The sequence below is a fragment of the Streptomyces sp. NPDC001292 genome (assembly GCF_042896465.1).
In the GTDB taxonomy this organism is placed as follows: domain Bacteria; phylum Actinomycetota; class Actinomycetes; order Streptomycetales; family Streptomycetaceae; genus Streptomyces.
Genome location: NZ_JBIAXG010000001.1, coordinates 424804 through 444634 on the forward strand (window position 1 = coordinate 424804; position 19831 = coordinate 444634).

General features: G+C 72.2%; 18 protein-coding genes and 1 pseudogene. 7 read left to right on the forward strand and 12 right to left on the reverse strand.

The genetic code is table 11. The features are described 5' to 3' along the window. Positions 1 to 76 precede the first annotated feature (76 nt). From ACFY4A_RS01845 to efeO, 4 genes are read right to left on the reverse strand one after another with little or no spacing between them, the layout of a single operon-like run. Complete coding sequence (locus ACFY4A_RS01845) at positions 77 to 1078, reverse strand: hypothetical protein (protein ID WP_390827437.1); 1002 nt, start codon at positions 1076 to 1078, stop codon at positions 77 to 79. Continuing rightward, positions 1038 to 1910, reverse strand: a complete 873-nt coding sequence (efeU, locus tag ACFY4A_RS01850) for an iron uptake transporter permease EfeU (RefSeq protein WP_390827438.1) — start codon at positions 1908 to 1910, stop codon at positions 1038 to 1040. The genes ACFY4A_RS01845 and efeU overlap by 41 nt, the downstream gene beginning before the upstream one ends. A gap of 3 nt (positions 1911 to 1913) precedes the next feature. Then, the gene (efeB, locus tag ACFY4A_RS01855; protein WP_390827439.1) at positions 1914 to 3173 is read right to left on the reverse strand and encodes an iron uptake transporter deferrochelatase/peroxidase subunit; all 1260 of its coding nucleotides are present in this window, start codon (positions 3171 to 3173) and stop codon (positions 1914 to 1916) included. A 10-nt stretch (positions 3174 to 3183) separates the two neighbouring features. Further along, positions 3184 to 4323, reverse strand: coding sequence for an iron uptake system protein EfeO (efeO, locus tag ACFY4A_RS01860; protein WP_390827440.1), 1140 nt, complete (start codon positions 4321 to 4323; stop codon positions 3184 to 3186). A gap of 573 nt (positions 4324 to 4896) precedes the next feature. Between efeO and ACFY4A_RS01865 the strand changes: the two genes are divergently transcribed. Further along, a complete protein-coding gene (locus tag ACFY4A_RS01865) occupies positions 4897 to 5541 on the forward strand; it encodes a PhzF family phenazine biosynthesis protein (protein WP_390827623.1) in 645 nt (214 codons plus the stop codon). A gap of 49 nt (positions 5542 to 5590) precedes the next feature. Here ACFY4A_RS01865 and ACFY4A_RS01870 read toward each other — a convergent pair whose 3' ends face one another. Together ACFY4A_RS01870 and map are read right to left on the reverse strand one after the other, a co-directional pair. Then, on the reverse strand, positions 5591 to 6238 hold the full coding sequence (locus ACFY4A_RS01870; RefSeq protein ID WP_390827441.1) for a heme oxygenase (biliverdin-producing): 648 nt from the start codon (positions 6236 to 6238) through the stop codon (positions 5591 to 5593). A gap of 414 nt (positions 6239 to 6652) precedes the next feature. Continuing rightward, positions 6653 to 7510, reverse strand: a complete 858-nt coding sequence (gene map, locus ACFY4A_RS01875; protein WP_390827442.1) for a type I methionyl aminopeptidase — start codon at positions 7508 to 7510, stop codon at positions 6653 to 6655. 58 nt (positions 7511 to 7568) lie between these two features. Here map and ACFY4A_RS01880 point away from each other — a divergent pair, with 58 nt between their 5' ends. Further along, positions 7569 to 7799, forward strand: a complete 231-nt coding sequence (locus tag ACFY4A_RS01880) for a hypothetical protein (RefSeq protein ID WP_390827443.1) — start codon at positions 7569 to 7571, stop codon at positions 7797 to 7799. Positions 7800 to 7818: 19 nt separating this feature from the next. Here ACFY4A_RS01880 and ACFY4A_RS01885 read toward each other — a convergent pair. Together ACFY4A_RS01885 and ACFY4A_RS01890 are read right to left on the reverse strand one after the other, a co-directional pair. Continuing rightward, positions 7819 to 8010: pseudogene (locus ACFY4A_RS01885) on the reverse strand (MFS transporter); the annotation flags it as partial. A 42-nt stretch (positions 8011 to 8052) separates the two neighbouring features. Further along, on the reverse strand, positions 8053 to 8652 hold the full coding sequence (locus ACFY4A_RS01890) for a hypothetical protein (RefSeq protein WP_390827444.1): 600 nt from the start codon (positions 8650 to 8652) through the stop codon (positions 8053 to 8055). A gap of 107 nt (positions 8653 to 8759) precedes the next feature. On the opposite strand from ACFY4A_RS01890, the gene npdG reads away from it, so the two are divergent. Continuing rightward, positions 8760 to 9464 carry an NADPH-dependent F420 reductase gene (npdG, locus tag ACFY4A_RS01895; RefSeq protein WP_390827445.1) on the forward strand — a complete coding sequence of 235 codons (705 nt, stop codon included), beginning with the start codon at positions 8760 to 8762 and terminating at the stop codon, positions 9462 to 9464. A gap of 87 nt (positions 9465 to 9551) precedes the next feature. Further along, positions 9552 to 9764, forward strand: a complete 213-nt coding sequence (locus tag ACFY4A_RS01900) for a hypothetical protein (protein ID WP_390827446.1) — start codon at positions 9552 to 9554, stop codon at positions 9762 to 9764. On the opposite strand, the gene ACFY4A_RS01905 is transcribed toward ACFY4A_RS01900, so the two are convergent. After that, entirely contained in the window at positions 9754 to 10563 is an 810-nt protein-coding gene (locus ACFY4A_RS01905; protein WP_390827447.1) for a site-2 protease family protein, read from the reverse strand. The genes ACFY4A_RS01900 and ACFY4A_RS01905 overlap by 11 nt on opposite strands. Before the next feature lie 152 nt (positions 10564 to 10715). On the opposite strand from ACFY4A_RS01905, the gene ACFY4A_RS01910 reads away from it, so the two are divergent. Further along, positions 10716 to 14174 (forward strand): BTAD domain-containing putative transcriptional regulator, encoded by a 3459-nt coding sequence (locus ACFY4A_RS01910; protein ID WP_390827624.1) that lies wholly within the window; start codon positions 10716 to 10718, stop codon positions 14172 to 14174. Between the two features lie 25 nt (positions 14175 to 14199). On the opposite strand, the gene ACFY4A_RS01915 is transcribed toward ACFY4A_RS01910, so the two are convergent. From ACFY4A_RS01915 to panB, 3 genes are all read right to left on the reverse strand, one after another. Beyond that, positions 14200 to 15030 carry an ABC transporter permease gene (locus ACFY4A_RS01915; RefSeq protein ID WP_390827448.1) on the reverse strand — a complete coding sequence of 277 codons (831 nt, stop codon included), beginning with the start codon at positions 15028 to 15030 and terminating at the stop codon, positions 14200 to 14202. Further along, positions 15027 to 16052, reverse strand: coding sequence for an ATP-binding cassette domain-containing protein (locus ACFY4A_RS01920; RefSeq protein WP_390827449.1), 1026 nt, complete (start codon positions 16050 to 16052; stop codon positions 15027 to 15029). Before ACFY4A_RS01920 ends, ACFY4A_RS01915 begins: the two co-directional genes overlap by 4 nt. Positions 16053 to 16280: 228 nt before the next feature. Next, positions 16281 to 17147: a 3-methyl-2-oxobutanoate hydroxymethyltransferase gene (gene panB, locus ACFY4A_RS01925; RefSeq protein WP_390827450.1), complete on the reverse strand. Its 867-nt coding sequence runs from the start codon at positions 17145 to 17147 to the stop codon at positions 16281 to 16283. A gap of 191 nt (positions 17148 to 17338) precedes the next feature. Here panB and ACFY4A_RS01930 point away from each other — a divergent pair, with 191 nt between their 5' ends. Further along, positions 17339 to 18937: an MFS transporter gene (locus ACFY4A_RS01930; RefSeq protein ID WP_390827451.1), complete on the forward strand. Its 1599-nt coding sequence runs from the start codon at positions 17339 to 17341 to the stop codon at positions 18935 to 18937. 122 nt (positions 18938 to 19059) lie between these two features. Continuing rightward, complete coding sequence (locus ACFY4A_RS01935; RefSeq protein WP_390827452.1) at positions 19060 to 19686, forward strand: TetR/AcrR family transcriptional regulator; 627 nt, start codon at positions 19060 to 19062, stop codon at positions 19684 to 19686. The last annotated feature ends 145 nt before the right edge of the window (positions 19687 to 19831 follow it).

Below are 19831 nucleotides of genomic sequence, written 5' to 3' on the forward strand. Positions count from 1 at the left end.
CACGCACTCCACATCCTGGCCCCTGCACCACTGAACGCCCGACGGCCGAACCCCCCGGGCCCGCGGGCCCGGGGTCCTACGCGCCCTGGGCCGAGGTCAGGCCCTGGACGCGGGCCAGTATCGAGACCCGCTGTCCGGCCGCGCCCTTCGGCGGGTCGAGGGCCATCTCGTTGGAGATGAACTCCATCGTCAGGGACTGCTTGATCTCGCCCGTGGTGAGGGCCTGGACGTCCTTGTTGGGGGCGGGGACGGAGGCGCCCTCGGCGGCGGTCTGCTTCTCGTAGTGGCGGGTGGTGAAGAACACCAGCGCGCCGCCGTCCGCGGTGCGCAGCGCCAGAGGGGCGTAGGCGCCGTCCGTCATGGGCTGGTCGATGTACTGCCGTGCCAGCCCCGGCCGGCTCGCGGCCTTGGCACGCAGCTTGCGCCAGCCGGTGGTGTGGGTGCCGTCGGCGAAGGCGTCCCCGCCGCCGCCCAGGTACGTCGCGTAGTCCTTGCTCAAGTCGCCGGGCGCGACCGCCAGTTCGGTGCTGCTCTCGGGCAGGGCCTCGGCCAGGCCGTCCTCGTCCTTCCGGAACTCCGGCACGTCCCCGGGGGCCGCCAGCGTCAGATACGCCACCCGCCACTCCTCGGTGGCGCCGTAGCGCAGGAACACCAGAAGCCAGCGCTGGTCGCCGCCCTTGTTCCCCTTCGCGTCGGCGAGGAACCAGCGCGGCCAGCCCGCCTTCTTGGGGATCGTGAACCTGGCGTCCGTCAGCGTCAGCGGCGTGTGCGCGGGGTTGCCGCCCGGGTTGTTGGTGCGCCCCGCCTTCAGCCGCGCCCCGTCGATGGCGCCGAGCGCGCCGGTGACGAAGTCCGCGTCAAGGGAACGGTCGTAGGCCTTGTCCGCCGCGTTGTAGGCGTCGGTGAACCGTGTCAGCGCCTTCGCGGCCTCCGCGGGGGTGGTGGCCGGAAGCACCTCACGCTCTCCGTGCACCACCACGCACCCGCTCGCCGTCAGCGTCAGCGCGGCCGCCGTGACCGCCGCCGTCGCCCAACGCTCAAGCCTGCGAAGCCTGTGAGGGCCGCGAACCCTGCTCATCAGCCACCGTCACCTTCCTCTTCCCGGAGGCGAACCCTACCGGGGCGAAGAAGAACGTGAGCGTCGGGACCAGGTACAGCAGCCACACCGTGACCTGGAGGACCGTCGGGTCGGGCTGGAAGTTGAACACGCCCTTCAGCAGCGTGCCGTACCAGCTGTCCGGCGGGACGGTGCCGCTGATGTCGAAGGCCAGATTGCCCAGCCCCGGGACCCAGGCGGCCTCCTGGAGGTCGTGGAGGCCGTACGCCAGCACACCCGCCGCGACGACGACCAGCATGGCGCCGGTCCAGGTGAAGAACTTGGCGAGGTTGATCCGCAGCGCGCCCCGGTAGAACAGCCAGCCCAGGAGGACCGCCGTGGCCAGGCCCAGGGCGACCCCGATCAGCGGGCGCGGGGTGCCGTCGGAGGCCGCGTGCACCGACGCCCACACGAACAGCGCCGTCTCCAGGCCCTCGCGGCCCACGGCCAGGAACGCGGTGGCGACCAGCGCGCCCGTGCCCATCGCCAGCGCCTGGTCCAGCTTGCCGTGCAACTCGGACTTCAGGTGCCGGGCGGTGCGCCGCATCCAGAAGACCATCCAGGTCACCAGGCCCACCGCGATGATCGACAGGGTCCCGCCGAGCGCCTCCTGCGCCTCGAACGTCAGCTCCTGGGAGCCGAATTCGAGGACGCAGCCGAAGCCCATGGCGATGGCGACCGCGATGCCGATGCCGATCCAGATCGGCTTCAGGGCGTCCCTGCGGCCGGTCTTGACCAGGTAGGCGATGAGGATGCACACGACGAGGCTGGCCTCCAGCCCCTCGCGCAGGCCGATCAGATAGTTGGAGAACACGGGTTACGCCTCCTCGGACAGCAGGGTGCGGCCCCACCAGTCGTGCGCGTCACGCACGCCGGGCGGGATCGCGAAGACCGCCGAACCCACGTGCTGGATGTACTGGTTGAGCGCGTCCGACGCCGCCAGCCTGCGCTGGAGCGGGATGAACCCGTTGCGCGGGTCGCGCTGGTAGGCCAGGAAGAAAAGTCCGGCGTCCAGGCGGCCGAGGCCGTCGGTTCCGTCGGTGAAGGAGTAGCCGCGGCGCAGGATCGTGATCCCGCCGTTGGCGTCGGGGTGCGAGAGCCGTACGTGCGCGTCGGGCTTCATCGCCTTCAGGAACGGCTCGTCGTGCTCCTTGGCCCTGCCGACCGGTGCGCCCTCGCCCTTGTCCCGGCCGAAGATGTCCTCCTGCTCCTGGAGCGGAGCCCGGTCCCAGGTCTCGATGTTCATCCGGATGCGCCGGGCGACGAGGTACGAACCCCCGTGCATCCAGGCGTCGTTCGCACCGCCGTCCCCGTCGCCGACCCACACGAACTTCTTCAGCCGGCCGGTCTCGGTGCCCGCGATGTTGCGGGTGCCGTCCTTGAACCCGAAGAGATTGCGCGGGGTGTGGGCGTCCGGGGTGGTCGAGGAGGTCTTGCCGAAGCCGAGCTGGGACCAGCGGACGGCGACCTTGCCGAAGCCGATGCGGGCCAGGTTGCGGATCGCGTGCACCGCGACCTGCGGGTCGTCCGCGCAGGCCTGGACGCACAGGTCGCCGCCGGTGCGGGAGCGGTCCAGGTTGTCGCCGGGGAACTTGGGCAGGTCCACCAGGGCGGCCGGCCGCCTGTCCCGCAGCCCGAACCTCTCGAACAGCGACGGCCCGAAGCCGATGGTCAGCGTCAGCCGCGAGGGCTTGAGGCCCAGCGCCTCGCCGGTGTCGTCGGGCGGCGCCTCGGCGAGTCCGCCGTACGCGCCCTCGCCGACCTCCTTCCCGGCGGTCATCCGGCGCGCGGCGGCCGTCCAGTCCTTCAGCATCCGCACGAACTCGGCGCGGTCGTCGGTCTTCACGTCGAACGCGGCGAAGTGCAGCCGGTCCTGCACGGGCGTGGCGATGCCGGCCTGGTGGACGCCGTGGAACTCCGTCGCGCCGCCCGCGTCCGCGCCGACCGGGTCCAGGTCGGAGCCGGCCTTCGTCATCGCCACCGCGCCGCCGGCCGCGACGGCGCCGAGCGCGATCCCGGCCCCGCCCCAGCCGATCACGGCGCGGCGGGACGGAGTGCTGCCCTGGGTCTCGGTCATCTCCCGCCCTCTACTTCACGACGGCCGCGGCGAGCTTGGACAGCGGCTCGGCGAGCGCGTTCACCGCGTCCGAGAGCTCCTTGCGGTCGTCCTTGCCGACCTTGTCGTAGGAGACGAAGTCGTACGACGTCTTGTCCGTGCGGTACTTGTCGAGGAGCTCCTCGAGCGCCGCGAACTGCTTGTCGAGCTCCTTGGCCAGCGCCGGGTCGTTCTTCGAGGCGACCGGCTTGAGGAGTTCGTAGGCCTTCTGCGCGCCCTCGACGTTGCCCTTGAAGTCGACCAGGTCGGTGTGGGCGTAGCGGTCCTCCTCGCCGGTGACCTTGCCCTGGGCGACCTCGTCGAGGAGTTCCTTGGCGCCGTTGGCCATCGAGGTCGGGGTGATCGCGGCGGTGCCCACCCGCTTCTGCCAGTCCTGGAGGTCGGTGAGGAGCCGGTCGGCGAGCGTCTTCTCCTCGGTGCCGATCTTCCCGTCCTTCCACAGCGCCTTCTCCAGGCGGTGCCACCCGGTCCACTTCTGGCCGTCCTCCAGGCCGTCCTCGCGGACGTCGACCTTGGGGTCGATGTCGCCGAAGGACTCCGCGACCGGCTCGGTGCGCTCCCAGCCGAGGCGAGAGATCGCGTACGCCTTCTTGGCGGCCGGCACGTCGCCGGCCTTGATCGCCTTCACGAAGGTCTCGACGCGGGGGAGGGTCTCGTCGGCCTGCTCCTGGACGTACCGGCGGTAGTCGGCGACGGCCGTGTCCAGCTTCGGGTCGCGCTTGGCGACCGTGCCGCCGGTCGCCTTGACCTCCTGGCGGATGCCCTTGCCCTTCATGCCCGGCTTGCAGGCGATGACGTAGTCGCCGGCCTTCACCTCGGCGGTGACCTTCTGCTTGATGCCGGGGCCGATGTTCTCGCGCTCGGCGACGATCCGGTCGTCCGGGAAGAGGAGGTAGACCTCGGTGACCTTCGAGCCCTTGTTCTCGACGGCGAGCTCGAGGTGCCCGGCCGGGAACTCCTTCTTCGAGACCTCGCAGGCGTCGTCCTTCGCGGTCACGTCGACCACGCGGCCGCCGTCGTCCTGCGTGCCGCTCTTTTGCGTACAGGCCGTCACGGCGGTCAGAGCGACCGCGGCGGCGGCGGTGATGACGGAGAGGCGGACGGCTCGCATGCGAGGGCTCCCGGAAGTGGCTGGAAGGTGACCTGACGCCCCACGACAATTGGTGAGGCTTGCCTAACTTAACCGAGGCTTACCTCGTTCCTACCCGTGCGGACCGTGATTCAGGTCTCATGATCGGCGTACGGGAACGAATAGATCGCGAATGCGCCAAGCGGGGACAAAGGAATAGCCAAGGAAAGGTCAAGGGCTTCGTCCCGGGGTCACCAGGACCGCGCCCGTGCGCGGGTGCGGCAGCACCTCCACCGGGTGGTCGTAGACCCGGGCAACGGCACCTCGGGCGGCGGCTCCGGCGCGGGCGGCACCGGCACCTCCGGGGGTACGGGCGGCACCGGCTCGACGACCGGAGGCATCGGCTCGACCGCCGGCGGCATCGGCGGCAGCATGGCCGCCACCGGCTCCGACGCCCCCGTGGGCACCCTGGGCGCGGCCGCCGCGGCGACCGTGGCGGGGGGCGGGCGTGCTCTACGCGCTGTGCAGGCGGCGCGACACGCAGGCCTGATCCGCGTCGGCGGCGGTGCCGTCCCCGTTCGGGCGGCACCGCCGCCGCGATGCTTCAATGCCCGGGTGACTGACTACGACGTGCTGCGCGTCTTCTGCGGGCCGCGTGGCCGCTACGGCAACGAACTCGGTGTCGTCCGCGACGGCTCGCTCGTCCCCGACCAGGACGACCGCCAGGAGCTGGCCGCCAAACTCGGCTTCAGCGAGACGGTGTTCGTCGACGACCCCGAGCGCGGCGTCATCGACATCTTCACCCCCACCCTGCGCCTGCCGTTCGCAGGCCACCCCTGCGTGGGGGTGGCCTGGCTGCTTGACGTGCCGGAGCTGGTGACCCCCGCCGGGACCGTGGGCACCCGCTTGGACGGCGAGTTCACCTGGATCGAGGCCCGCCCGGAGTGGGCCCCGCCGCGCACCCTGCGCCAGTACGCCACCGCAGCCGAGGTCGACGACCTGCCCGTACCGCCACCCGGCGACTGGCTCTACGCCTGGTCCTGGGAGGACGAGGCCGCCGGCCGCATCCGCGCCCGCGCCTTTCCCGGCCGCGACGACGGCATCGAGGAGGACGAGGCAACGGGCGCGGCGGCGCTGTTGCTGACCGCCGAACTGGGCCGCGCCCTGAACATCGTCCAGGGCGCCGGCAGTCAGATTCTCACGGCTCCCCAGCCGGGCGGCTGGGTCGAGGTCGGGGGCCGCGTGGTCCTGGAACGCTGACGCGCACGGGCCGTCCCTCCCGTGGCCCACGGGTGGCCCCCGGCCAGGGTCACGCCGACAGGGGGAATTCCTCGCCCAGGGCGTGGAAGACCGCCGTGTTCAAGGTGAACGCCCGCTTGCACTCGGTCACGATCCGCTGCCTCTCCAGGTCGTCGACGTCGACGGTGTCCAGGAGTTCGCGGTAACTGCGCTTGAAGGCGGCCGGGTTGGGGATCTCCTCGAAGACGTAGAAGCGGACGCCGTCGCCCTTCTTCGTGAAGCCCCATGTCTTCTCGGCCTTGTCGCGGATGATCTGGCCGCCGGAGAGGTCGCCGAGGCAGCGGGTGTAGTGGTGGGCGATGTAGCCGGCCGCCCACTGCTCGGCGCACTCGCGTACCCGTGCCGCGTAGGCCTCGGTCGCGGGCAGCGCGTTCAGCCCCGAGCGCCAGGAGGCGCCCCGCAGATGCGCCAGGTCCCGCTCCAGCGCGGCCAGCCGGAACAGCTCGGGCCGGACGAACGGGCCCGCCACCGGATCCGACGCCAGCCGTCCGGCCCCGTCCTCCAGTGCCTCGTACACGAACCAGAGCTGCTCGGTGTACCGCGCGTACGCGTCCACGCCGAGCCGGCCGCCGAGCAGATCACTCATGAAGGTGGAGGTCTCCGCCTCCGCGTGCTGCTCGTGGGAGGCGGTGCGGATGAGTGCCGAGAAGGAATCCATGAGGCCATCCCCTAATAAGGTAAGCCCTGCCTAAATCAATGTTTTACCGACATGCTGTCGGGAAAACTCTACCCGAATTCCTGCCAAACGGACGCCAAGCGGACACAAGGGCAAGTGGACACAAGAAAAGGCCCCGCCCCCGAAGGCGAAGGGAGTGGGCACGGCAGAGGCGGGCGCGGTGCTACCGGGACTCATTCGCAGCGCACCGGGGTTCACGCCGTGGTGAAGCGAATCCGGCGGGTGCGACGCGGAGCGCCGCGGGATCGTTCCAGCGGAGCTGGATTCGGCTGATCCACTCCGGACCGTCAATGGCTGCTGCCAGCGCCCGGATCACCCACACGGAAACCGTGTCGCGCAGCGGCACAGCAACCCGTGGGACGGCCGGAATCCTCGGGCTTCAGCCCGAGGAGCATGTCAAGGCAGCGTCAGGATCTCCGCCCCCGTGTCCGTCACCACCAGCGTGTGCTCGAACTGGGCGGTGCGCCTGCGGTCCTTGGTGACGACCGTCCAGCCGTCGTCCCAGACGTCGTACTCGTAGGTGCCCAGCGTCAGCATCGGCTCGATCGTGAAGGTCATCCCGGGCTGGATGACCGTCGTGGCGTGCGGGCTGTCGTAGTGCGGGACGATCAGCCCGGAGTGGAACGACGTGTTGATGCCGTGGCCGGTGAAGTCGCGGACCACGCCGTAGCCGAACCGCTTGGCGTACGACTCGATGACCCGGCCGACGACGTTGATCTGCCGCCCGGGGCGGACCGCCTTGATCGCGCGGTTGAGGGCCTCGCGGGTGCGTTCCACCAGCAGGCGGCTCTCCTCGTCCACGTCACCGACCAGGTAGGTCGCGTTGTTGTCCCCGTGCACCCCGCCGATGTACGCCGTCACGTCCAGGTTGACGATGTCGCCGTCCCGCAGCACGGTCGAGTCCGGGATGCCGTGGCAGATGACCTCGTTGACCGAGGTGCACAGCGACTTGGGGAAGCCGCGGTAGCCGAGCGTGGAGGGATAGGCGCCGTGGTCGCACATGAACTCGTGGGCCACCCGGTCCAGCTCGTCCGTGGTGACGCCCGGCGCGATGTGCCGGGCCGCCTCCTCCATCGCCTGCGCGGCGATCCGCCCGGCGATCCGCATCGCCTCGACGGTCTCCGGCGTCTGCACCTCCGGCCCGGTGTACGGCTTCGGTGCGGGCCTGCCGACGTACTCGGGGCGGCGGATGTTTCCGGGCACGGAACGGGGCGGGGACAGCTCCCCGGGGACGAGCAGCGACTGGCCAGACATGTCGGCGAGTCTATCCAGGGGCGATGGGGGAACATGTCCGTGGCGAGAGGAGCTGGTCATGGCCCTGTTCAAGAAGCGGACCGCCGGAAAGCCGGGCGAGTGGTACTACTGCCTGGAGCACAAGAAGGTCGAGGAGGGGCCCGAGTGCCCCGCCAAGGACCGGTTCGGCCCGTACGCCTCCCGCGAGGAGGCGCAGCACGCGATGGACACCGCCCGCGAACGCAACCTCCAGTGGGAGAACGACCCCCGCTGGCACGACGCGCCGGCGGGCGGCACCGAGGAGGGCTGACCAGGCCCGAAGACGCCGATCACGCGGCCGCGCGCACGGCGGCGGCCGCGCGGTCCTCGCGCAGCCGCACCGCGTGCTCGTTCGTCCGGGCGTCGTACCGCATCAGCCCCGGCGGGCACAGCGCCAGCAGCCCCACCGCGCCCGCGCACAGCAGCCCGCCCGACCACACCGACGCCCGTACGCCCCACCACGCGGCGAACCCGCCCGATCGGCAGGCGGAGGGCCACCGGCAACCGGTTTTTCCGCCGCCCCGCTACCAGCGCGGCGGCGGAGGCGCCGTCAGGAGTTCCGTCAGCCGCGACAGGCGGTCCCGGAAGCGGCCGCGGCCACGCGGGGCCGGCAGCGCGTTCTCCCCGGCCGCCGCGCTCACCAGGTGCTGCACGGTGTCCAGGTCCAGCTCGGCCCCCGGCGGCACCGCCAGCGTCTCGTGCGCCATCGCCTCCAGCTCGCCCCCGCCGGAGCCCAGGGCCAGCACCGTCGCTCCGGCCCGCCGCGCCTCGTGCACGCGCTCCAGGAGCGGGGCGGGCTCCTCGGGGGCCACCACGAGCAGCGTCTCACCGCGCCGGGCCGCCGCCAGCCGACCCAGACCCACGGCCAGGTGCTCCCGGTCCGCGGGGCGGGGGGCGTGCCGTACGAGCGTCGGGGCCAGCTCCGGGGTGCCCGACCAGGCGGCCTCGTCCATCAGATGGGCCGCCAGGTGCCAGGGCTCGTCCTCCGGTGTGCCCACGAGCAGCAGCCCGCCCCCGTGCGACACCACGGACCCCCGCAGCACCCCCGCGAACCGCCGCGTGGCCCCCAGCCACTCCGTTCCGGCGAGCACCTCGCGCAGCAGCGTGACCCGTACGGCGTCCATACGCACGCATCCTGCCGCAAACAGGCACGGCCGGGGCGGACTTCGGTCCGCGTTCGCCCTCCCGGGGGACCCGGCGGCAGCGGGTGCCGCGGACGTAGAGTCGGCACATGACCTCTAGCGACAGTGCACACAAGGCCCCCGCCAAGGACCCCTGGGACCTCCCCGACGTCTCCGGGCTGGTCGTGGGGGTGCTCGGGGGAACCGGTCCGCAGGGCAAGGGCCTGGCCTACCGGCTCGCCCGCGCCGGGCAGAAGGTGATCATCGGCTCGCGGGCCGCCGAGCGGGCCAGGGCGGCGGCCGAGGAGACCGGGTACGGCGTCGAGGGCGCCGACAACGCCGAGACCGCGCGCCGCAGCGACATCGTGATCGTCGCCGTGCCGTGGGAGGGCCACGGCAAAACCCTCGACGCCCTGCGCGAGGAACTGGCCGGCAAGCTCGTCGTGGACTGCGTCAACCCGCTCGGCTTCGACAAGAAGGGCGCCTACGCGCTCAGGCCGGAGGAGGGCAGCGCCGCCGAGCAGGCCGCGGCCCTGCTGCCGGACTCACGGGTGACGGCGGCCTTCCACCACCTGTCGGCGGTCCTCCTCCAGGATCCCGGGATCGAGCGGATCGACACCGACGTGATGGTCCTCGGCGAGGCACGCGCCGACGTGGAGACCGTCCAGGCGCTGGCCGGCCGCATCCCCGGCATGCGGGGCGTCTTCGCCGGGCGGCTGCGCAACGCCCACCAGGTGGAGTCGCTGGTCGCGAACCTGATCTCGGTCAACCGCCGCTACAAGGCGCACGCGGGACTCCGCATCACGGACGTATGAGCCGATGGGGGACACTGATGCCGGACGCTTCCGCGCGGAGGCCTCCGCCACGCTCGAAGCAGTGTCCCCCGACAGGAGCCGACCGCCATGCAGCCCTCGCCCCCGCCCGGCCCGGCCCGGCGACTCGCCCTCTACGCCCTGATCGTCTGCGTGCTCGCCGTGGCCGCGGCCGTCGTCTCCTTCGTCCAGGGCAGTTGGCTCGGGGTGGTCTGGGTGCTGCTGGCCGGGCTGTCGTCCAACATGACCTGGTACTACGCCCGCCGCGGCCGGATGGGGCAGGACCGCTCCGTCACCGGCTGACCGCGCAGAACTCGCTGGTGCTCCCCCAGAAGCGGTACAGGTCCCGGCCGCAGGCCTGGTCCAAGTCCCCGACACCCAGGTGACGCAGGATCGCGTGGATCATGTCGAAGAAGGCGCTCCCGACCGACGGCAGGAACAGCAGCGCGAAGACCAGCAGCAGGCCGAACGGCGCGATCGACTGCACCTGGCGCTTGACGCCGTACGACAGCCAGGGCTCGATCACGCCGTAGCCGTCCAGGCCCGGCACCGGCAGGGAGTTCAGGATCGCGGCCGTCACCTGGAGCAGCGCGAGGAAGGCCAGCGCGAACCGGAACTCGCCGGGTACGCCGTCCAGCGCGTGCAGCCAGAACGGGGCCGTGCACACCATCGCCAGCAGCGCGTTCGTCAGCGGTCCCGCCGCCGAGACCAGGCTGTGCCGCCAGCGGCCCCGGATCCGGCCGCGCTCGATGAACACGGCGCCGCCGGGCAGCCCGATCCCGCCCATGATCAGGAACAGGAGCGGAAGCAGGATGCTCAGCACCGCGTGCGTGTACTTGAGCGGGTTCAGCGTCAGATAGCCCTTGGCGCCGACCGTGATGTCACCGCTGTGCAGCGCGGTGCGCGCGTGCGCGTACTCGTGCAGGCACAGCGAGACGATCCAGGCCGCGGTCACGAACAGGAACACCGCCAGGCCCGGGCGGGCCGCAATCGGTGCGAATCCGGTCCAGGCGGCCCAGCCCGCGACCGCGGTGACGGCCAGGATCGCGAGGAAGACGGGACTGACCCGGCGGTCACCGCGGTGGGTGGTGGCGGACGTCATGGGGGACGGCTCCTGTGCTCGTACGGTTCGTCCGGCGAGCCCGACCGTACCGGGCACACGGGGAGAACGGCCCGCTCCGGGCCACGGGTTCCCGGTCGCCCGCGCGCCGCGCCGCCGAAATCCCGTGACCGTCCGTGAGACCACCGGAGACAATGGACCCCGTGCGCTATCGCATCCTCGGCACCACCCAGGCGCTCCGCCCCGACGGCACCGTCGTCCAGGTCGGCGGGGCGCGGCTGCGTGCCCTGCTGACCGTGCTCGCCCTGCGCCCCGGCCGTACGGTCCCGGTGCGCGTCCTCGTCGACGAGGTGTGGGACGGCGAGCCGCCCGCCGACGCCACGGGTGCGCTCCAGGCCCTGGTAGGGCGGCTGCGCCGGGCGCTCGGCGCGGACGCGGTGGCCTCCGCGGAGGGCGGCTACCGGCTCGCCGCCGCGGCCGACGACGTCGATCTGCACCGCTTCGAGCGGCTGGCCGGGGAGGGCCTGCGTGCGCTGGGCGACGGCGACCCCGCGAAGGCGGTAGTCGTCCTCGACGACGCCCTCGCGCTGTGGCGCGGCCCCGCCTTGGCCGACCTGCCCGACCGCACCGCCGAGGCGGCCCGCTGGGACACCCGCCACCTGGACGTACGCCGGGCCCGCCTCACCGCCGCCCTCGCCCTCGGCCAGGCCGAGCAGACCCTGCCCGAGCTGACCGCCCTGTGCGACACCCACCCGCTGGACGAACCCCTCCGGGCCCTCCGCCTGCGCGCCCTGCGCGACGCGGGCCGCACGGCCGAGGCCCTGGCCGCCTACGAGGACGTACGCCGTCTGCTGGCCGACCGCCTCGGCTCCGACCCCGGCCCGGAACTGCGCGCGCTGCACGGGGAACTGCTGCGGCCGCACGGGCGGCGCCCCGCCGTCGGGCCGCGGCAGGCGCCCGACCCGGCCGCGGGCGCAGGGGCCCGGACCGCGGCGCTCGATTCCGGCACGGCGTCGGGACCGCGCGCCGCCGAGAACACCGCCCCTTCCGCGAAGGCACCCCTTGCCGGGCCCGGCGCCGGCGTCCCGGACGGCGCCGGGAGCGAGCAGGCGGCCCCCGCCGCGCTCACCCCCCGGCCCCCGAGCAACCTCCGCGCCCGGCTCACCTCCTTCGTGGGCCGCGAGGCCGACATCGAGACGATCCGGGCCGACCTCGGGGTCGCGCGGCTGGTGACCCTGCTCGGGCCGGGCGGGGCCGGGAAGACCCGGCTGTCGCAGGAGGCCGCCGAGGCCGTGCGGCCGGTGCCGCGGGACGGGGTGTGGCTGGCCGAACTCGCCCCCGTCGACGACGCCGAGGCCGTGTCCGAGGCCGTGCTCACGGCCGTCGGCGCCCGAGAGACCGTGCTGTACGGGGCCGGAGCCGAGGAGATGCGGGCCGCGGTCGCCGACCGGCACGACGACCCCGTCGAGCGGCTGGTGGAGCACTGCGCCCGGCGCCGCATGCTGCTCCTGCTCGACAACTGCGAGCACGTCGTCGACGCGGCGGCCCGTCTCGTCGAGGAACTGCTCGCCCGCTGCCCCCACCTCACCGTCCTCGCCACCAGCCGGGAACCCCTCGGCATACCCGGCGAGGTGCTGCGGCCGGTCGAGCCGCTGCCCGAGCCGGTAGCGCTGCGGCTGCTCGCCGACCGCGGCGCCGCCGTACGGCCCGGTTTCCGCACCGACGCCGACCAGGACACCGCGGACGCCTGCGCCGAGATCTGCCGGCGCCTGGACGGGCTGCCGCTGGCCATCGAACTCGCCGCCGCCCGGCTGCGGATGCTGGCTCCACGGCAGATCGCCGACCGGCTCGACGACCGCTTCCGCCTGCTCACCTCCGGCAGCCGTACCGTCCTGCCCCGCCAGCAGACCCTGCGGGCCGTCGTCGACTGGTCCTGGGACCTGCTCGACGCCGAGGAGCGGTACGTCCTGAGCCGGCTGTCCGTCTTCGCCGGCGGCTGCGACCTCGACGCCGCCGAGGCCGTGTGCGGCCCCGCCGCCTTCGACGCCCTAGCCTCCCTCGTCGACAAGTCCCTCGTGGTGGCCGCCCCCGCCGCCGACGGCGGGATGCGCTACCGGCTGCTGGAGACCGTCGCCGAGTACGCAGGGGAACGGCTCGACGAGGCCGGAGGCCGGGCCGGGACCGAGCGCGCCCACCTGACGTACTACCGCGAACTCGCCCGCACCACCGACCCGTTGCTGCGCGGCCCCGGTCAGCGCGCCGCCATCGGGAAGCTGGAGCGGGAGTACGAGAACCTGCGCACCGCCCTGCGCCACGCCGTCGCCGTGCGCGACGAGCAGGAGGGGCTGTGCCTGATCCTGTCGCTCGTCTTCTACTGGCAACTGCGCGACGCGCGCATCGAGGCCCGCAACTGGTGCGGCGAGGTCATGGCGCTCGGCCCCGACCCCTTCGCCGAGCCGGTCCAGCGCGCCGCCCCGGTCCGGCAGCGGTGCACGGACACCCCGCCGCCGATGACCGGCGAGGTCCTCGCGGAGGCCCGCCGGGGGCTGCACCTCGCCCATCTGGCCTGCATGGACACAGAGTTGGAGGCCTGGGAGTCCCCGGAGGCGCAACGCAAGCTGCGCGTCGTCACCGAGGTCTACGAGCCGGGTATGCCGCAGGTCTGCCGCAGCCCCGGCGTGCTCTGGACGTACGCGGTGATGCTGACCGGTGACGTGGAGCGCCTGCGCGAGGTCAGTGACGCCGCCGTACGCACCTGCCGCAGCGATCCGGGATTCGAGTGGGAGCTCGCCCACGCCCTCCAGTGGCGTGCCAACCTGCTGGCCAACCACACCGACTCGGCCGGGGACGCGGGCCGGGACGCCGACGAGTCCCTGGAGATCTTCCGGCGCCTCGGGGACGCCTGGGGCACCGCCGAGGCGCTCTCCGCACGCGCGGAGGCCCACGAGCGCACCGGCTCCCACCTGGCGGCCGCCGCCGACTACCGCGCGGCCGTCGAGCACGCCGAACGCCTCGGCGCCCACGCCCAGATCGCCGTCCTCAACGTCCGCCTCGGCGGCGTCCTGCTGGAGACGGGCGAGGCCGAACAGGGCGAGCGGATGCTGCGCGAGGTCGTCGAGCGGAGCGACGGCGGCCACAACGAGGCCATGCCGGCCGCCCGGATCTTCCTCGCCGGCCGGCTCAGCATGACCGGTCGCATCCCCGAGGCGCGCGAGCAACTGCGGCTTCTGCGCGAGGAGTTCACCATCTCGCACTTCGTCGTCTTCGACGCCTTCATCCTCGGCGCGGAGGCCTGGCTGGACGCGGCCGACGGCCGCTACGAGGACGCCCTGGACAAGTGCCGCCGGGCACTGGAGCGAGCCCAGAACCCGCTGTCCCAGGCCATCGCGCCCCATATGTTCTCGACGTATCTGACCATCGGCGCCGCGGCCGTCGCCGGCGCGGACGGCGGACGCCGCGCCCGGGACGCCGCCCGCTGCCTCGGCGCCGCCGACGCCCTGCTGCCGCCCCGCCACGTGCCCTCGTCCCTGGAACGCCACGTCCACGGCCAGGCGGTCGCCCGCATCCGGGCCGTACTCGGCGACGAGGCGTACGAGGCCGCGTACGCGGAGGGCGACGGCCTCTCCCCGCAGGAGGCCGCCGCCCTGATCTGAGCCGCACCGGCGCGAGGCCGTACGGTCAGCTCTTGGTGCGGAACTTGTGGATCGCGACGGGCGCCATCACCGCCGTGAGCGCCGCCGACCAGGCCAGGGTGATCCACAGGCTGTGCGCCACCGGGCCGCCCACCATCAGCCCGCGGGCGGTGTCCGCGAGGGCGGACAGCGGGTTGTACCGGGTGAAGGTCCGCAGCCAGCCCGGCATCGTCCCGGGCGGCGCGAAGATGGACGAGCCGAACTGGAGCGGCATCAGCACCAGGAAGCCCATCGCCTGCACGGACTGCGCGTTCTTCATCACCACGCCGAGCGTGAGGAACACCCACATCAGTGCCGAGCCGAACACCGCCGACAGTCCCACGGCGGCGAACAGGCCGGGCCAGCTCTCGATCTCGAAGCCGACCAGGACGCCGACGACCAGCAGCACGGCCGTCGCGATCAGCATCCGCACCAGCTCGACCGAGATCTTGGCGAACAGCACCGAGCCACGCCCGATCGGCAGGGACCGGAAGCGGTCCATGACACCGGAGTTGAAGTCCTGGTTGAAGCCGGTGCCCACGCTCTGGGCGAGGTTCATCCCCATCATGGCCATCAGGCCGGGCACGATGTACTGCACGTACTGCTGCTGTCCGCCGCCCAGCGACTGCCCGATCGAGCCGCCGAAGACGTACACGAACAGCAGTGTGAAGATCACCGGGAACAGGATCGCGTCGAACATCGACTCCGGGTCCTGCCGGATCCACAGCAGGTTGCGGCGGACCAGCGCGCCGGTGTGCCGCAGATGGCCGCGCAGCGGGATCCGGGCGTCGGCCTGGAGGCCGGGGGAGCCCAGGGGGGTCGTGGTGACGGCGCTCATACGGCGACCTCTTCGCGGGTGTCGGCGGGCACGGCGTCCTGCGGGGCACTGGCGCGGTGGCCGGTGAGGGACAGGAACACCTCGTCCAGGCTGGGCAGTTCGGTGGTGATGGAAGTGATCGTGACGCCGCGCGCGGTGACCGCGCCGACTACGGCGGTCAGCTGCTCGTCGCTGAGGACCGGCACGAGCAGGGAGCCGGTCGCGGTGTCGACGGTCGTCGCGGCGAGCCCGGTGATGCCCAGCTCGTCGAGCATCCCGGCCAGCGGGCGCAGTTCGAGCGCGTCGGCCGGCTTCACGCGCAGGGTGCGGCCGCCGACCTTCGCCTTCAGCTCCTCGATGCCGCCGCCCGCGACGACCTTGCCGCGGTCGACGACGGTCAGCTCGGAGGCGAGCTGTTCGGCCTCCTCCATGTACTGGGTGGTCAGCAGCACGGTGACGCCGTCGCCGACCATCGCCTTGACCTCGTCCCACACCTCGTTGCGGGTACGGGGGTCGAGGCCCGTGGTCGGCTCGTCCAGGAACAGGACGGCGGGCCGCCCGATCATCGAGGCGGCGAGGTCGAGCCGCCGCCGCATGCCGCCGGAGTAGGTGCGGGCCGGCCGCCGCGCGGCCTCGGTGAGCGAGAACCGCTCCAGCAGCTCGTCGGCGCGGGCGCGGGCCTCCTTGCGGGGCAGGTCCAGCAACCGGCCGATCAGGTACAGGTTCTCCCAGCCGGGGAGCTTCTCGTCGACGGAGGCGTACTGCCCGGTCAGCCCGATGACCCGGCGCAGCTGCCGGGGCTGCCGTACGACGTCGTGGCCGGCCACGACGGCGTGTCCCGCGTCCGGGGCGAGCAGGGTGGAGAGGATGCGTACGAGGGTGGTCTTGCCGGCCCCGTTCGGCCCGAGCACGCCCATCACGGTGCCCTCGCGCACGTCCAGGTCCACACCGTCCAGTGCCTTGGTCTCGCCGTAGTGCTTGACCAGCCCCCGCACGGTCACGGCGTTCGGTACGCCGCCGGGGTCGTCGTCGATTCGCGTCATGCCCTGAACGATGCCAGCCCCCACCGACAAACCACCGACAGCCCACCGACAGACGGCACCAGGCGCCGACATGTCACCGACGAGCACCGCAACCGTGAATCGAGGAACCACGACGGCGGGCAACCACCTCCGCGAGGAGGCGCCGGTTCAGGCGCAAAAAGGGGTCGGCCCCGCCGACGGGGGAAGATCGGCGGGGCTGCCCTGGTACCGCGATGGCTGAACCGGAGGTCAGTGCACCGAGTGCTCCTCCAGCGGGAACGTCCCGCCGACCACGTCCTGGGCGAAGGCCTTGGCCGCGTTGCCCATGACCTCGCGCAGATCCGCGTACTTCTTGACGAACTTCGGCACCCGCCCGCCGGTCAGCCCGAGCATGTCGGTCCACACCAGCACCTGCGCGTCCGTCTCGGGCCCTGCGCCGATGCCGACGGTCGGGATGTGCAGCACCCGCGTCACCTCGGCGGCCAGTTCGGCCGGCACCAGCTCCAGGACCACCGCGAACGCGCCCGCGTCCTGCACGGCCTTGGCGTCCCGCAGCAGTTGCTGCGCCGCCTCCTCGCCGCGGCCCTGGACGCGGTAGCCCATGGTGTTGACGGACTGCGGGGTCAGGCCGATGTGGGCCATGACCGGGATGCCGGACTCCACCAGGAGCCGGATCTGCTCGTGCGACCGCTCGCCGCCCTCCAGCTTCACCGCGCCGACGCCCGCCTCCTTCACCAGCCGGGTCGCCGAGCGCAGCGCCTGCACCGGGCCCTCCTGGTAGGAGCCGAAGGGGAGGTCGCCGACGATGAGGGCGCGCTTCGTGCCGCGGACGACCGCGGCCGACAGCATGGTCATCTCGTCGAGTGTGACGGGTACGGTCGTCTCGTAGCCGAGGTGGCAGTTGCCCGCGGAGTCGCCGACCAGCATCACGGGGATGCCGGCCTCGTCGAAGACGGACGCGGTCATCGCGTCGTAGGCGGTGAGCATGGGCCACTTCTCGCCGCGTTCCTTGGCGAGGGAGATGTCGCGGACGGTGATGCGGCGGGTGCCCTTCCCCCCGTACAGCGCCTTGCTGCCGTCGGAGGGCTTGTTGCGGGCAGCCGAAAGCTGCGTCATGACAACGGCTCCTTCAGTCATCTCGAGGCGCCCTGACGGCGTCCCCGGATCCCTCCCATGGTGGCACCTCGTGCCGGACACGGCCAGGGGAGCTCCGTGTGCGCAACGTCTCGGCACGCCGGGCGTAAGATCTGGGTAAAGGATTGCGATACGATACGGTCTCGTATCGCAAGTGTCCTAGGCTCGGCGCCATGACTTCTCCTGCCGACCGCGCCGCCCACGGCCCCCGGGTTCCGGAAGCGGTGCACCGCCGACGCTGGGCGATTCTCGGCGTGTTGATGCTGAGCCTGCTGATAGTGGTGCTCGACAACTCGATCCTGAACGTCGCGATCAAGACCATCTCGACCCCCGCCCCGACCGGCCTCGGCGCCACGCAGAGCGAGCTGGAGTGGGCGATCAACGCCTACACCCTCGTCTTCGCGGGCCTGTTGTTCACCGCGGGCCTCGTCGGCGACCGCACGGGGCGCAAGAAGGTCCTGATAGGCGGCCTCGTCGTGTTCGGCGCCGGTTCCGCGCTGGCCGCCGAGTCCGCTTCGCCGGGCCAACTCATCGCCTTCCGCGCCCTGATGGCTCTCGGCGCCGCCTTCGTCATGCCGGCCACCCTCGCCGTCCTGATGAACGTCTTCGAGCGCGAGGAGCAGCCCAAGGCCATCGGCATCTGGGCGGGCGGAGTCGGTCTGGCCATCGCGATCGGCCCGATCACCGGCGGTCTGCTCCTGGACCACTTCTGGTGGGGCTCGGTCTTCCTGGTCAACGTTCCCATCGTCATCCTCGCGGTCGCGCTGATGGTGTGGCTGGTGCCCGACTCCCGCGACCCGCGGCCCGGCCGCCTCGACCCGATCGGCGTGGTGCTGTCCGTCGTCGGCCTGGTCCTGCTCGTCTACGGCATCATCAGGGGCGGCGAGCTCGCCGACTTCACCGCCCCGACCGTGCTGTCGACGATCGCGGCGGGCCTGGTCGTCCTCGCGGCCTTCGTGGTCTTCGAAAAGCGCAGCGACCATCCGTCCCTGGACGTCACGTACTTCAAGAACAAGGTCTTCTCGGCCGCCATGACCGCCATCGCGCTGGTCTTCTTCGCGCTGATGGGCGTGACGTTCTTCGGCGTCTTCTACACCCAGAGCGTGCGCGGCTACTCGCCGCTGGAGTCCGGTGTGCTGATGCTGCCGCTGGCCGCCGCACAGTTGATCTTCGCGCCGCGGGCCCGGCTGGTCGTGGACCGCTTCGGCAACAAGGCCACCACCACGGGCGGACTGATCCTGCTCGCCGCCATGCTGGCCGCCTTCGCCGGCTTCGAGGCCGGCACGCCGATCTGGCTGCTGGAGGTCGTCTTCTTCCTCATGGGCACCGGCATGGCGCACATCATGACGCCGACCAGCGTCGTCATCATGCAGGCCCTGCCCCGCGAGAAGGCCGGCTCGGCCTCCGCGCTCAGCAACACCTTCCGCCAGGTCGGCGGCGCCCTCGGCATCGCCGTCCTCGGCTCGGTGCTCTCGACGGCGTACCGCAACGACATCGAAGGCAAGCTCGGCCTGCTGCCGGCCGGACTGCGCGACAAGGCCGGCGAGTCCATCGAGGCCACCCTCGGCATCGCGGCCAGGCTCGGCCCGCAGGGCAAGGCCCTGATCGGCCCGGCCAACGACGCCTTCCTGCACGCCATGCACGTCACCGCGCTGTGCGGCACCGTGGTCGCGCTCGTCGGCGCGGTCGTGGTGGCCGTGTTCCTGCCGGGCAAGGAGGCCGTGCCGCAGAAGGGCGAGGAGGAAGAGGAGTTGGTGGCGGCGGTGGAGTAGCCGGGCGCGACGGGGCCACGCGGCGACGGGGGACTGCCGGCCGGAGGCGGCCGACGGTGGGTTGGACCCACCGACGAGCGCCCGATAGGACAATCTCCCTGTACGACGAAAGGACGGCCCAGGTGAGCCTTGCCGACAGCCACGCCGCTGCCGACGCCCCCGTGCGGGGGCGCCCTCGCAGTGAAGCGGTGGAACGCGCCATCGTCGAGGGCGTGATGAAGCTGCTGGAGGACGGCGTGCCGCTGGCCGAGCTCTCGATAGAACGCATCGCCCGCACCGCGGGCGTCGGCAAGGCCACCATCTACCGGCGCTGGAGCGGCAAGGAGGAGCTGTTCGTCGACGTCGTACGCGCCGCCGAGCCCCCGGACCCCGAACTGCCCGGCACCTCCATGCGCGACGACCTCGTGGCCATCCTCGAACAGCTGCGCCGCCGCGGCCTGGTGAGCCGCAGCTCGCTCATCCTGCACAACGTCTACGCCCAGATGAAGAGCAGCCCGAAGATCTGGTGCGCCTACCACGCGACCGTCGTCGAGCCGCGGCGCAGGCTCCAGGTGGAGGTCCTGCGCCGCGGGCAGCGCGACGGCGAACTGCGCCGGGACATCGACGTCGATCTGCTCGGCGACCTCTTCGTCGGCCCCATGCTGGTGCGCAGCGTGATGCGCCCCGACGCCGAGCTGCCCGAGGGTCTGTCGGAGCAGATGGTGGACTCGGTGCTCGAAGGGCTACGGCCTGTCAGTTCCGCTCGCTGATGTGCGCGTTTCGTCACAGATGGGGCCGGGGGCGGCGCAACCGGAACTCCGCGCGCCGACTCCTTCGTCCTCCTGCCCGTACGGCCGTAAAGGACGGCGGGAACGGTGCCGATCATCCCCTAGGGTCGTAGAACACGGGGGTGAA

Coding starts and splice junctions, on each gene's coding strand:
- ACFY4A_RS01845 (WP_390827437.1), bottom strand. CDS start 1,078: ATGAGCAGGGTTCGCGGCCCTCACAGGCTTCGCAGGCTTGAGCGTTGG.
- efeB (WP_390827439.1), bottom strand. CDS start 3,173: ATGACCGAGACCCAGGGCAGCACTCCGTCCCGCCGCGCCGTGATCGGC.
- efeO (WP_390827440.1), bottom strand. CDS start 4,323: ATGCGAGCCGTCCGCCTCTCCGTCATCACCGCCGCCGCCGCGGTCGCT.
- ACFY4A_RS01870 (WP_390827441.1), bottom strand. CDS start 6,238: ATGGATTCCTTCTCGGCACTCATCCGCACCGCCTCCCACGAGCAGCAC.
- map (WP_390827442.1), bottom strand. CDS start 7,510: ATGTCTGGCCAGTCGCTGCTCGTCCCCGGGGAGCTGTCCCCGCCCCGT.
- ACFY4A_RS01880 (WP_390827443.1), top strand. CDS start 7,569: ATGGCCCTGTTCAAGAAGCGGACCGCCGGAAAGCCGGGCGAGTGGTAC.
- ACFY4A_RS01890 (WP_390827444.1), bottom strand. CDS start 8,652: ATGGACGCCGTACGGGTCACGCTGCTGCGCGAGGTGCTCGCCGGAACG.
- npdG (WP_390827445.1), top strand. CDS start 8,760: ATGACCTCTAGCGACAGTGCACACAAGGCCCCCGCCAAGGACCCCTGG.
- ACFY4A_RS01900 (WP_390827446.1), top strand. CDS start 9,552: ATGCAGCCCTCGCCCCCGCCCGGCCCGGCCCGGCGACTCGCCCTCTAC.
- ACFY4A_RS01905 (WP_390827447.1), bottom strand. CDS start 10,563: ATGACGTCCGCCACCACCCACCGCGGTGACCGCCGGGTCAGTCCCGTC.
- ACFY4A_RS01910 (WP_390827624.1), top strand. CDS start 10,716: ATGGACCCCGTGCGCTATCGCATCCTCGGCACCACCCAGGCGCTCCGC.
- ACFY4A_RS01915 (WP_390827448.1), bottom strand. CDS start 15,030: ATGAGCGCCGTCACCACGACCCCCCTGGGCTCCCCCGGCCTCCAGGCC.
- ACFY4A_RS01920 (WP_390827449.1), bottom strand. CDS start 16,052: ATGACGCGAATCGACGACGACCCCGGCGGCGTACCGAACGCCGTGACC.
- panB (WP_390827450.1), bottom strand. CDS start 17,147: ATGACGCAGCTTTCGGCTGCCCGCAACAAGCCCTCCGACGGCAGCAAG.
- ACFY4A_RS01930 (WP_390827451.1), top strand. CDS start 17,339: ATGACTTCTCCTGCCGACCGCGCCGCCCACGGCCCCCGGGTTCCGGAA.